A 10,771-nucleotide genomic window follows, 5' to 3' on the forward strand; every position below is an offset into this window, starting at 1 on the left:
CGTATTCATAACGTGTCTACAGGCGTTGAACCCTCGTAAATTGGCAAAGGTATTGGTCAAGGATAAACAATCTTTAGCAGACTATCCAGCATACAGCCCTTTGTTTAGTTTACAGAGAATTCTATCTAGTACTAATATTCGTGAACAAAATCGCCTGGAAGGGCATAGCTATTCGGTCAACAGCGTCGTCTTCAGCCCGGATGGGAAAACTTTAGCTTCCGCCAGTGGTGACAAGACAATTAAATTGTGGAATCTCGACACGGGCGAAGAAATTACCACTCTGAGTGGGCATAGCGGTTCGGTCTATAGCGTTGTCTTCAGCCCGGATGGCAAAACTTTAGCTTCCGCCAGTGGTGACAACACCATCAAATTGTGGAATCTCGACACGGGCAAAGAAATTACCACTCTGAGAGGGCATAGCGATTCAGTCTACAGCGTCGTCTTCAGCCCGGATGGCAGAACTTTAGCTTCCGCCAGTGTTGACAAGACAATTAAATTGTGGAATCTGGACACGGGCAAAGAAATTACCACTCTGAGAGGGCATAGCGATTCAGTTTTCAGCGTCGTCTTCAGCCCGGATGGCAAAACTTTAGCTTCCGCCAGTTTTGACAACACCATCAAATTGTGGAATCTGGACACGGGCAAAGAAATTACCACTCTGAGAGGGCATAGCGATTCAGTTTTCAGCGTCGTCTTCAGCCCGGATGGCAAAACTTTAGCTTCCGCCAGTTTTGACAACACCATCAAATTGTGGAATCTGGACACGGGCGAAGAAATTACCACTCTGAGTGGGCATAGCGGTTCGGTCTACAGCGTTGTCTTCAGCCCAGATGGCAAAACTTTAGCTTCCGCCAGTGATGACAATACCATCAAATTGTGGAATCTGAATCTTGATGATTTATTAGCACAGGGTTGCAGTTGGCTTAAGGGTTATTTGGCTAGCCATCCTGATGCGGTTAAGGTGTGTCCAAGGCAGTAGGGAGAGGGGAAGTAGGGGGCAGGGGTGTAGGTGATGGATGCGATCGCAATACGGTTCGGATAAGACTCGATCCCCCAACCCCCCTTTTTAAGGGGGACTAAGGGGGATCTTTAAGACCTATGCACTTAACCGAACCGTATTGGATGCCGCAGCTACGCCCGTCGTAGACATCGCTTGATAACAAAAGGACAAAATTCAAGTTCTGAACTTAGTGTTTCAAGTTCTGAACACGAATGGCCGAGCAAAAAGGTCGAACTTCCGAGTTAAACCTCCGGTTCTACTCCCAAATGTATTCTTGAAAATTTATGTATAGATTGTTTCCTTGATTCCACTGAGTTAATAACATTATTGATTAGACTCAGGATAAAATAGTTAAGCGATCGCACTTCCAATTTTGACTAAATCAAAGTGCGATCGCACTAAATATAAATGTCTATTTTGTTGTATAGGTCACAAAAATATCCTTTTTCATTTCAACTTCTGCCGGTGCATCTGGATTATAAGCTGGTGCTAATAAAAAACTAGCAAACGATGGTAAAGGAACTCCAGTTTTAGAACTACATGAGGGATAAAATAATGTGTAAAATGGCTCGGCGACAGAAGGAGTACTAAGTTTAACTTCCATCGCAGTCGCTAAAGCCTGAGCGCGGCTTTGAGCATCTTTCATCGCTGATTGATAAACTGAACTCTGCAAAGTCTGACAGTCATTTACTGCGTAGTCAACACCTACACTCTTGACAGAAAGGTTTTCAATTTGGCTCGTGGACTTGTTCGCTATAGCAACAATTTCCTGGACGCGCTCGCGTGTTGGTTTTTCGAGTCTCACCAATATCTTGGCGTTATTTTCACTGGAATCAGGGTTAATTTGCACTTTAATTTTATCAGCACCGATCCCTTTCGCAACTAAGCTATCCACTACAGGCTGAAGAGTTGCTTTAGTTAAGGGTTTTTTGCTTGGCGAAGATTCTGCTGCTGTTTTGTAATTTAAAAGTAGAGTCGGCGAGGATATGCGACGGGTTTCGGGTAGAGATGACGGTTGAATTTGTAAGTCATCATTGCTACCTCCACTACTGAATACAAACTCAATATCTGCTGTATCTGCTGGCACTCTCACTACCCCTTGACCAATTACCATTAATGAATGGCGATCGCTTGCTGGTGGGTAAAATAATTGGGCATTAGTGACTTTGGGTGTTAATGCTCCCACCCCGACAGTCACACTAATACTTAGCATTAAAGCAGTTATTTTTCTCATGTCCTGGGAATGTCCATTCAAGTTAGTAATGGTAAAAGTTTACACCTCAATAGGAATATACTTAAAAAAATATTGAGCTAATCCCACAACTAAAGGCTGTGGTATTAGCTCAAAAATTCAAAATTCACTGTGGACGTTATGATATCTCAGCAGAGAGCTAAATCTTGTTAGAACTATTAACCAAACCAGTGAGAGGGTTCACAAGCTGGTTGAACTGTTTCACAAACACGATGGCTAATCCAATCTGACTTTTCTTGAACGATTAAAGAAATGCCTTGGTGAATCAAATTCTGTAAATGTAGTTGCTGCTCTAAAGGCTTACGAGGCAATTTGTAATAAGGCAAGCTTCCTTGTTCACCCTCCGTTAGCGGAATCTGTTTGTCAGACATGACGCTGTAAAAAGAGGGAATGCGATTGAGGACAAAACTAATTAGCTCTTGGCGTAAATCGGGAATCGCAAAGGCTTGTTGATATGGATGGGATGGATATGTATTCAAAATACTTTCAATCTCTCCCACTATGGATTGTTGTGTTAAATTTACTACCGTTTTCATGGTTTTTAAACTCCCTTTTTAATCAAGTCAATGCTTGGTGGAGAAAATAACTTTTTTAGATGGCAATATCGTGATGACAATCAATTAGAAGTAATTCAACTGATAGATGCAATCAACCCCGATACTAGCCTCTTATCTTGGTACTATCTCAGACCTTTGGCTGTGCTTATTTTAGTTAAAGTTTATACTGTCTCACAGCATGACTTATTAAAACAGCGTCCAATAAGCTGGCAAGTTACCGACATTTTAGATTTATAATCCTAATTATTTCAAATTTCTGACAAAAAACCAGAAATCTACATAAAACGCAGCATCAAGGCTAGGGGATCAAGATTAACAGCAATTAAACAACTTGAATTAGGAACAAGTTTTTCATGAAGTTAAGCTTTTAAGGTAATTGACATCACTTTTTAGGTTTGCGACAAAATTTGCTATTTCATCTAAAAAACTTATTTGTTGCACTTTAATTTAGTCAGTCATCAAAATACCGACTTACTATCGTGCAGAATCAGTCTAGCGACAGATGAAATGATCGTACAAAAACGTTTAAAAAGTTCACATTATCGAAAGGTAGATGAGCTAACTGATTATTAATTTCATCAGCCGCAGCTAATCCAGAAAGCATCGCACCTTCGACAAGATTGCCGCCACACCAATCACCACAGCAAACTAAAGGTAAAGGAGTTCCGGCAGACAAAAAAGCTTCGTGCCAAGGACGGCTAGGAAAGGCATAACGCCAACGATGTACTTGCATCCATTCGGGAGTATTCAGCCAAGGAAGGGATAGAGATTCAGCTGCTCGTTGCAACATATATTGTCCCGCAGGTTGTAAATCCTGTGATTCTAAATGACGTTGGGCAAAATTAGCGCTACTTTGCACCACAAAATGTGGTTGTTGAGGGTTTGGACGCTTGCTACTGTCTAAACCAATCCATGCTAAATCAGCATCATCGATAAAAGTTAGAGCTTTCCACTGAGGGAGGGGTTGAGATGTAGAAGGATATCCAGCGATCGCACTAATCGAAGGATAAAATTCTACAGAACGCAAGTTATCAAGAAAGGCTGCATCCAATCCACTTTCACCCAAAGGTTCTAACAGCATCACCGCTTGGGGTGCAGGAATAGCAACAACTATAGCTTTTGCAGTTAATTCTTCATTACTAGATTCGAGAGTCAAACGCCAGCTATTTTCAGGAGTAGGGGTAATAGCGATGACACGCTGATTCAGTAAAATTTCTAACCCTGGGGCGAGGGATTTAGCGATCGCACTCATTCCCCCAGGTGCAACATAACGCGGACTGCGGTTTTTCGGTTCAGATAAAGGAGCGTCTGCTGTGAGTTCGTAAACCTCATCTGTCCAAACTTCGAGGATATGGCGCGATCGCAATATCTCCACAAAACTTCTAAATAATTCACCCTTTGGCTTCAGGTAACAAGCCCCATGATCCGCCAAAGTTTCATGCAAGCGGCGTGTAGCTAATCTTCCTCCCAAACCACGCGACTTTTCCACCACTACCACCGAATATCCAGCTTGACTTAACTGCTGGGCGCAGACTAAACCGGCAATTCCGGCACCAATCACTGCAATATCAGTCATGAGTCAATAGTCCTTTGTTATTCGTCCTTAGTCATTATTTATCAAATGACCAAGGATGAATAACAAAGGACAAAATAGCTAATAGTAGAATAAGGTACAGAAAGCTGCACGGAAGGGAGGATGGGAAATTGGATGAAATGAGGGCGGCGCTAGAGTTAGCGACCGAAGAAGAATTGCAAGATTTAACGGCAATTTTATTTAGTCGTAAGTTCAATCCCTTAGACTATGTACACACACCCGAACCCATCGAAGTGCAAAGCCAAGACCGCAAAGCTTGGTTAGACGCACTAGAAGGTCGCTTTCGTTTTTTGGCGGCAGATGGGATGACAGTATTACGGGGACGCACAGGGCAGGTAACTTACCGACAAGCATTAGTTCAAGTATGTAAGTATCTAAAAATTCCCTATTCTTATCGGCTGGCAACTATTGATTTAGAAGCAGAAGTATTTTTGCATCTGCTAGGACAGGTGTGGAAAAAATTGCCGGAACAAGAAAAACAAAAATTGACTATACAGGTGCAGCGTCAGCTGCTCAAATCAGAACTAAAAGAACCCCTACCACTTTTATTACAACGTGACCCCTTGGGGTTACTTTTCAAAGGCGGTAGTGCGATCGCAGTTACTTCTCTTCTCCAGCCACTTGTACTTAAGCAAATTGCCCGTCAATTTGCCATCCACTTTGCTACTTATGAAGTAGCCAAACAAGCGGCAATAACAGGCTCAGAAGCAGCTGCAACGCAATTTCAAAGCTATGTAACGATGCAAATGGCGCAACGGGGTATGACAGTGAGTGCAGCTCGTTATGGGGCAGCCCGCACGATGTTTGCTGTGATTGGGCCAATCATGTGGACTTGGTTTTTTGCGGATTTAGGGTGGAGAGCGATCGCTACTAACTATGGTCGAATCATCCCTACTATCTTCGCCTTAGCTCAAATTCGCCTCACTCGTGAGGAATGTTGGGAGCCAGCTTGAACAAGGTTTTTGAATATTTCAAGTCTCGTTGGCAATCTGCTTGGAACTACTCTCTATGGGCATTGTTAATCTTCCCATTGAGTCCTTTAGTGGGGGCTGTGACTGTAGGGTTTGTCTCATTAATAACTTGGCTGAAACAATCCCACAAAATTAATCGCCGCCCCCTCAACTGGGGATTTGCCCTGTTGAGTGTATTGCTAATCGTCTGTGCTGGCTTTGCCCAAGACAAAACAGCAGCTTTTCTCGGCTTATTTAATTTATTACCATTCTTTTTACTTTTCGCTGCCCATAGCGCTCTGATTCAAACATTTACCCAATTGCGGCAAATGGCTTGGGCTTTAGTGATTGGTTCCATGCCAGTGGTAATTATGGGTTTGGGACAATTATTTTTAGGCTGGAGTTTCAAGTTTCAGTTTGTGTGGGTTGTGTTTAGTTGGACAATCAGACCGGGCGGAAACCCACCAGGTCGTATTGCTTCCCTTTTCTTGCACGCTAACACCTTCGCAGCTTATCTAGTAATAATTTTCATCCTTGGTCTAGGGTTGTGGATCGAACAGTGGCGATTAGGGATTGGGTATTGGAGATTGGGCGTGGAGAAGAGACAAGGGAGACAAGGGAGACAAGGGAGAGACTTATTCAATGATTCTCCCTCATCCCCACTCCCCTTTATCTTCCTAACCGTAGCGGTGATTGCGGATTTTATTACCTTAATTTTCACCAACTCACGCAATGGATGGGCGATCGCTATTTTTGCCTGTTTAGCTTATGCACTCTACCAGGGTTGGCGCATTCTTGTAGGTAGCGTTGCTGCGATCGTCTCTAGTGTGTTTTTAGCAGCTTTTGCTCCCTCAGCGATCGCTCAAATTTTTCGCTTGGTAGTTCCTGCCTTCTTTTGGGCAAGGCTAAATGACGATATGTATCCAGATAGACCAGTTGCTTTAATGCGAAAAACTCAGTGGGAGTTTGCCTGGTCTTTGGCTCAACAACATCCTTGGACTGGCTGGGGGTTACGCAGTTTTAGTAAACTTTACAAAGCAAAGATGCAGATTCCTTTGGGTCATCCCCATAACTTGTTTTTAATGTTATCTGCTGAAACTGGTTTTCCTAGTGCTTTTTTATTTTGTGGCTTACTCGCTTGGATTTTGATTACAAGTGTCCAATTACTGCAAAATTCAAAATATATAAATACAGCAGACAGATTGATATTTTTTAGTTATCTTCTGGCCTTTGTTGGGTGGATTTTATTGAATACAGTAGATGTAACCCTCTTCGATTTTCGTTTGAATGCGCTTTCATGGTTAATTTTGGCTGCCATTTCGGGAGTAGTACATCGTTATCACGAAAAAGACAGGCTTGCATCTCATCAAAACTAGCTATTAGTTTTTTTTCAGTGTATGCACTGGCGACATTGAGAGTTTTAAGTTCATAAGATTATTATATTCACGTCTGTGAGTGTGACTAATACCTAATTAGTCACTGTTGCTGATTGTTGGGAAGGTGTAGGGAGAACCTTTAGGTTTTTCCTGCATGACGGGCATCTCTTGTAGATGCCCTTCTTGTATATTTATTATTTTTATTCAGTTAAACAATATTTTAAAAAGATTGAATTTGACCAATATCTGAAAAATTTTTATCTTTCATAAAGGAATGTAAAACATGGTTACTGAAGTGAAATTAGGTCTTTGTAACCCACCAGAACCTATTTATTTGCATGTGAAAAGCGGAGAATTAAACGGGGAATCATACTTGTGGTACAACTACGATATCAATAACGATCAAACTATTCCTGTCCACAAAACAGGGCTAACTGGGTATATATCTGAACTGAAATTAAAATCGGGAGAATTTAGGGGAAATATCAACCATAAATTACATATCGTTGTTAGAGCGGATGAAACTTATGTTGTTAGGACTGGGATAGAAACAAACTTTGCTAAAACTTTCCTTTTAGCTGCATCACTAGTCCAAGACTTTTCCAAACCCCTGATTATTGCTGCAATTGCTGGAAAAGAGAATGTAGTTTTTTGTAACCTCTACGACGCGGCGACTAAAACCAGGATTCGCTCTGAATGGAACAGAGATGCCGATTGGCTAGCAATCATTGATAGCGTTCAAACAAAGTTGCAGACATCTCAAAATTCCCATATTGTTTCTGGTGAGCCAATACTATTTTAGAAAAACTGGGGAAGCTGGGGAAGTCGGTTAAGCAATTTCTTTCCCAGCTTTATTCGCTAAAACCTAAATTAAATTACTCACTAACGGAATGATGATGTTTTTTTAGCTATGGTTCTAAGCCTTGGCTACGTTTTTCTTGGATGATTTGTTGTAGCTCATCTACTGAATTAAGACGTTTGCCATTATACTGAACATGTAATGCTAGGGCGTGAATTGCTTCTGTATCGCTACGATTTTGTAAGATATAATCTCGCAATTGCTTGCGTGTCATTTCTCTAAAGTTAGGCTTATTCATCGATAACCTTTATGGTGTAGTACCAATTCTTTGTAAAACTGTACAAAATTAGGCTTGGTGATACAAGCGGCTTGAGCAAGTTGTTCTATCTATGCAACCTTACAGGTAATCGGTGTAAGCGATCGGTAAAATGGGTGTGTCGGTAACGAAAAAAAGACGCATCCATAACCAACCTTATGCTCACAACAGCTAACTTTCTTCAGTACACCCAATGGTCAGGTATAGCTACACTGGTATTTGCTGCCTTGACATTTTTGGCTTTTATTCTCAAATGGGGCATTCGCTTTCGGCTGGTGGGTACGACTGGCTTTATGCTGGTGGTGACTGCTGGTTTATTTGGACTCTCAATAGTCCCCTTGAGTCGGACTGTGATTCCCGGAGCAGCACGGTACACTCTAGTTTATGACAATGGCTCAACCCAAGCGGTGATTGCCACATCACCCAAAATTACACCCACACAGTTAGAAGCAACTTTACGTCAAGCAGCTAGTAATCTCTTTTCTTATGGTCGCTCAGGTACACGGGAAGACGATAATTTGACAGTTCGCGCCCGTACCATTATCCACCGGGAAACAGGAATTTCTATCCCAGTTTACTTGGGTGAGGTCAAGCGATCGCTCCTCTCTCATCAAAATTCCCCGGTAACAGTCAAAATTTACACAGACAATTTCGCCAAATTGCCAAAACCTACTGCTTAAGAGGCAGGGGGTAGGGGGCAATCAATTCAAAATTCAAAATGACGCTCGCGGACTCGCTAACGCTGCGCTAACAAAATTCAAAATTAAAGAACTTCTGCCTCCTGCCTTCTCTTTCCAAATGCCCAATGCCCCATTCCCAAAAAACAAAAGTAATTTACCTGTTATCAGGATAACAAAAGTTATTTTGTATTTACTGATACATTAATGGTTATTTTTAGATTAAGATATTCACACTTTAGTGGTTATACTGTGGGAAAAAGTTAATCAGCGTGGGGTAATGGGTACTGACAGTTGTGATTTGTCAGTTGTTGTCCTAATTGCCTCTGTTGCCATTTTCAAAATTCTTGACAGCAAATCAAGAGGTTATGAAATAGCGCGATCGCCTACACACGATCGATTCTCGATTGCTTTTCTTGAGAATCTGACAATGGTAATGTTAACTAATATACGGTTGTTCAAAACTTTGATAGTTCGGAATTTCAGATCAATGGGCATTTTCAGATTTAAGAAATGTGGTCAAACTACTCAATCAGTCGGCAACAGAACTTGTTTATTTAACTGCTTGGCTCAAATCCAAACGAGTCGGGTGTGAGGTTGCAGCCATCGTAAAATCAGCTAGGCAACAAGTATCCGCGATCGCCAGTCTATTTGATTAAGAAATATCAAGGTTTTGGCAAACAAGATTATATGCCCAATAATTTATCTACTCAACCTTCTTTGTCTACTCAAACTTCTAGTTCATTCTTTACGCTCACAGTTTCCCCCGCAAAAGTAATTCGTGGTTCTGGGGTGTTGCAAACAGCCGCAGCAGAGATCGCCTGTTTGGGAAGTCGTCCCTTAATTGTGGCAGGTAAGTCTACTATCGCCATCAGCCAACAAAATTTACAACCAGTTTTAAAAGCACAACAGTTAAATACTGTCCAAGCTTCTTATGGCGCAGATTGCTGCGAAGCTAGTCTGAAATCTTTACAGAAGACGGCAAAAGAACATAAAGCTGATGTCATTATCGGTGTTGGTGGCGGCAAAGCTTTAGATACAGCAAAATTAGTCGCACAGCAGTTACATTTACCAGTGGTGACAATTCCGACTTCTGGGGCTACTTGTGCAGCTTGGAGTGCCTTATCAAATGTTTATTCGGAAGATGGGGCTTTTCTGTATGATGTGGGGCTATCTCGTTGTCCCGATTTATTGATACTCGATTATGACTTGATTAAAACTGCACCACAACGTACCTTAGTAGCTGGAATTGGTGATGCGATCGCTAAATGGTATGAAGCCTCAGTTAGCAGTGGACATTTGCAAGACACTTTAATTATTGCTGCCGTGCAACAAGCAAGAGTTTTGCGAGATATCCTCTTGCAAAAGTCAGCCGCCGCCCTGGAAGAACCAGGTAGTGAGGTTTGGCGAGAAGTTGTAGACGCGACTGTTTTACTCGCCGGCGTAGTTGGGGGACTTGGAGGGGCGCAGTGTCGCACAGTTGCCGCCCATGCCGTGCATAACGGTTTAACTCATATTTCAGGACATGGCAGTATTCATGGCGAAAAAGTTGCTTTTGGGATTTTAGTGCAACTGCGTTTAGAAGAAATGCTACAAGGAAATCAACTAGCAGCATCGGCACGACAACAGTTGTTAAAGTTCTACACAGAAATTGAACTACCCCAGAAATTAAGCGATTTGGGATTGGGGAATATTACATTAGGCGAGTTGCAAACAGCTGCTGAAATGGCTTTAGTTCCTAATTCTGATATCCATCGACTACCGTTTAAAGTCGCGCCAGAACAGTTAATGGCAGCAATGGTTTCTACCACTGCACCGATAGATAGTAGAGACACTACAAATCGAGTTTCGCCCAAGGGAATGAGTGACGAGGTTTTATGAGTTTAAATTGGATTGTCCCAGCAGAACGCATACAAAAACTACCACCTTATGTATTTGCCCGTTTAGATGAACTGAAAGCTAAAGCACGGGAACAAGGGTTAGATTTAATTGACTTGGGTATGGGAAACCCCGATGGTGCAACGCCAGCACCAGTTGTCGAAGCGGCGATCGCAGCTTTAAAAGATCCCGCCAATCACGGTTATCCGCCCTTTGAAGGTACAGCTAGTTTCCGCCGTGCCATCACCAATTGGTATCATCGTCGTTATGGTGTGGTTCTCGATCCCGATAGCGAAGCCTTGCCATTGCTGGGTTCCAAAGAAGGATTAACTCATTTAGCACTCGCCTACGTTAACCCTGGTGATTTAGTTC

At 42.2% G+C, this 10,771-nt stretch carries 13 protein-coding genes; 9 read left to right on the forward strand and 4 right to left on the reverse strand.

Going from position 1 to position 10,771, the window contains the following annotated elements:
* A partial coding sequence (locus HWQ37_RS14110; RefSeq protein ID WP_292748214.1) for a WD40 repeat domain-containing protein occupies positions 1-979 on the forward strand: 979 nt, incomplete at its 5' end.
* Positions 980-1,412: 433 nt separating this feature from the next.
* On the opposite strand, the gene HWQ37_RS14115 is transcribed toward HWQ37_RS14110, so the two are convergent.
* On the reverse strand, positions 1,413-2,234 hold the full coding sequence (locus tag HWQ37_RS14115; RefSeq protein ID WP_292748215.1) for an SIMPL domain-containing protein: 822 nt from the start codon (positions 2,232-2,234) through the stop codon (positions 1,413-1,415).
* A gap of 176 nt (positions 2,235-2,410) precedes the next feature.
* Positions 2,411-2,788, reverse strand: a complete 378-nt coding sequence (locus tag HWQ37_RS14120; protein WP_292748216.1) for a hypothetical protein — start codon at positions 2,786-2,788, stop codon at positions 2,411-2,413.
* Between the two features lie 30 nt (positions 2,789-2,818).
* Here HWQ37_RS14120 and HWQ37_RS14125 point away from each other — a divergent pair, with 30 nt between their 5' ends.
* The gene (locus tag HWQ37_RS14125) at positions 2,819-3,046 is read left to right on the forward strand and encodes a hypothetical protein (protein ID WP_292748217.1); all 228 of its coding nucleotides are present in this window, start codon (positions 2,819-2,821) and stop codon (positions 3,044-3,046) included.
* Between the two features lie 250 nt (positions 3,047-3,296).
* Here HWQ37_RS14125 and HWQ37_RS14130 read toward each other — a convergent pair whose 3' ends face one another.
* The gene (locus HWQ37_RS14130) at positions 3,297-4,385 is read right to left on the reverse strand and encodes an NAD(P)/FAD-dependent oxidoreductase (protein WP_292748218.1); all 1,089 of its coding nucleotides are present in this window, start codon (positions 4,383-4,385) and stop codon (positions 3,297-3,299) included.
* 128 nt (positions 4,386-4,513) lie between these two features.
* Here HWQ37_RS14130 and HWQ37_RS14135 point away from each other — a divergent pair, with 128 nt between their 5' ends.
* From HWQ37_RS14135 to HWQ37_RS14145, 3 genes are all read left to right on the forward strand, one after another.
* Positions 4,514-5,356 (forward strand): YaaW family protein, encoded by an 843-nt coding sequence (locus HWQ37_RS14135; RefSeq protein WP_292748219.1) that lies wholly within the window; start codon positions 4,514-4,516, stop codon positions 5,354-5,356.
* Positions 5,338-6,729: an O-antigen ligase family protein gene (locus tag HWQ37_RS14140; protein ID WP_292748220.1), complete on the forward strand. Its 1,392-nt coding sequence runs from the start codon at positions 5,338-5,340 to the stop codon at positions 6,727-6,729. Before HWQ37_RS14135 ends, HWQ37_RS14140 begins: the two co-directional genes overlap by 19 nt.
* 283 nt (positions 6,730-7,012) lie before the next feature.
* Positions 7,013-7,531, forward strand: a complete 519-nt coding sequence (locus HWQ37_RS14145) for a hypothetical protein (RefSeq protein WP_292748221.1) — start codon at positions 7,013-7,015, stop codon at positions 7,529-7,531.
* 106 nt (positions 7,532-7,637) lie between these two features.
* Here the strand turns inward: HWQ37_RS14145 and HWQ37_RS14150 are convergent, their stop codons facing one another.
* The gene (locus HWQ37_RS14150; RefSeq protein WP_292748222.1) at positions 7,638-7,826 is read right to left on the reverse strand and encodes a DUF6887 family protein; all 189 of its coding nucleotides are present in this window, start codon (positions 7,824-7,826) and stop codon (positions 7,638-7,640) included.
* Between the two features lie 176 nt (positions 7,827-8,002).
* On the opposite strand from HWQ37_RS14150, the gene HWQ37_RS14155 reads away from it, so the two are divergent.
* The 4 genes from HWQ37_RS14155 to HWQ37_RS14170 all read left to right on the forward strand — a co-directional run.
* Positions 8,003-8,524: a Ycf51 family protein gene (locus tag HWQ37_RS14155; RefSeq protein WP_292748223.1), complete on the forward strand. Its 522-nt coding sequence runs from the start codon at positions 8,003-8,005 to the stop codon at positions 8,522-8,524.
* A 512-nt stretch (positions 8,525-9,036) separates the two neighbouring features.
* Positions 9,037-9,180, forward strand: coding sequence for a hypothetical protein (locus tag HWQ37_RS14160; RefSeq protein WP_292748224.1), 144 nt, complete (start codon positions 9,037-9,039; stop codon positions 9,178-9,180).
* Between the two features lie 31 nt (positions 9,181-9,211).
* The gene (locus tag HWQ37_RS14165; RefSeq protein WP_292748225.1) at positions 9,212-10,402 is read left to right on the forward strand and encodes an iron-containing alcohol dehydrogenase family protein; all 1,191 of its coding nucleotides are present in this window, start codon (positions 9,212-9,214) and stop codon (positions 10,400-10,402) included.
* Positions 10,399-10,771, forward strand: a 373-nt coding sequence (locus tag HWQ37_RS14170; RefSeq protein ID WP_292748226.1) for an aminotransferase class I/II-fold pyridoxal phosphate-dependent enzyme, incomplete at its 3' end; no start/stop codon positions are given. The genes HWQ37_RS14165 and HWQ37_RS14170, both read left to right, overlap by 4 nt.

It is taken from the genome of Nostoc sp. NMS4 (genome assembly GCF_017115095.1).
Classification (GTDB): domain Bacteria; phylum Cyanobacteriota; class Cyanobacteriia; order Cyanobacteriales; family Nostocaceae; genus Nostoc.

What these genes read in the sequence shown, in the direction of transcription:
- HWQ37_RS14130 (WP_292748218.1), bottom strand. Translation starts at nt 4,385, where the DNA reads ATGACTGATATTGCAGTGATTGGTGCCGGAATTGCCGGTTTAGTCTGC.
- HWQ37_RS14125 (WP_292748217.1), top strand. Translation starts at nt 2,819, where the DNA reads ATGCTTGGTGGAGAAAATAACTTTTTTAGATGGCAATATCGTGATGAC.
- HWQ37_RS14120 (WP_292748216.1), bottom strand. Translation starts at nt 2,788, where the DNA reads ATGAAAACGGTAGTAAATTTAACACAACAATCCATAGTGGGAGAGATT.
- HWQ37_RS14140 (WP_292748220.1), top strand. Translation starts at nt 5,338, where the DNA reads ATGTTGGGAGCCAGCTTGAACAAGGTTTTTGAATATTTCAAGTCTCGT.
- HWQ37_RS14145 (WP_292748221.1), top strand. Translation starts at nt 7,013, where the DNA reads ATGGTTACTGAAGTGAAATTAGGTCTTTGTAACCCACCAGAACCTATT.
- HWQ37_RS14155 (WP_292748223.1), top strand. Translation starts at nt 8,003, where the DNA reads ATGCTCACAACAGCTAACTTTCTTCAGTACACCCAATGGTCAGGTATA.
- HWQ37_RS14115 (WP_292748215.1), bottom strand. Translation starts at nt 2,234, where the DNA reads ATGAGAAAAATAACTGCTTTAATGCTAAGTATTAGTGTGACTGTCGGG.
- HWQ37_RS14150 (WP_292748222.1), bottom strand. Translation starts at nt 7,826, where the DNA reads ATGAATAAGCCTAACTTTAGAGAAATGACACGCAAGCAATTGCGAGAT.
- HWQ37_RS14165 (WP_292748225.1), top strand. Translation starts at nt 9,212, where the DNA reads ATGCCCAATAATTTATCTACTCAACCTTCTTTGTCTACTCAAACTTCT.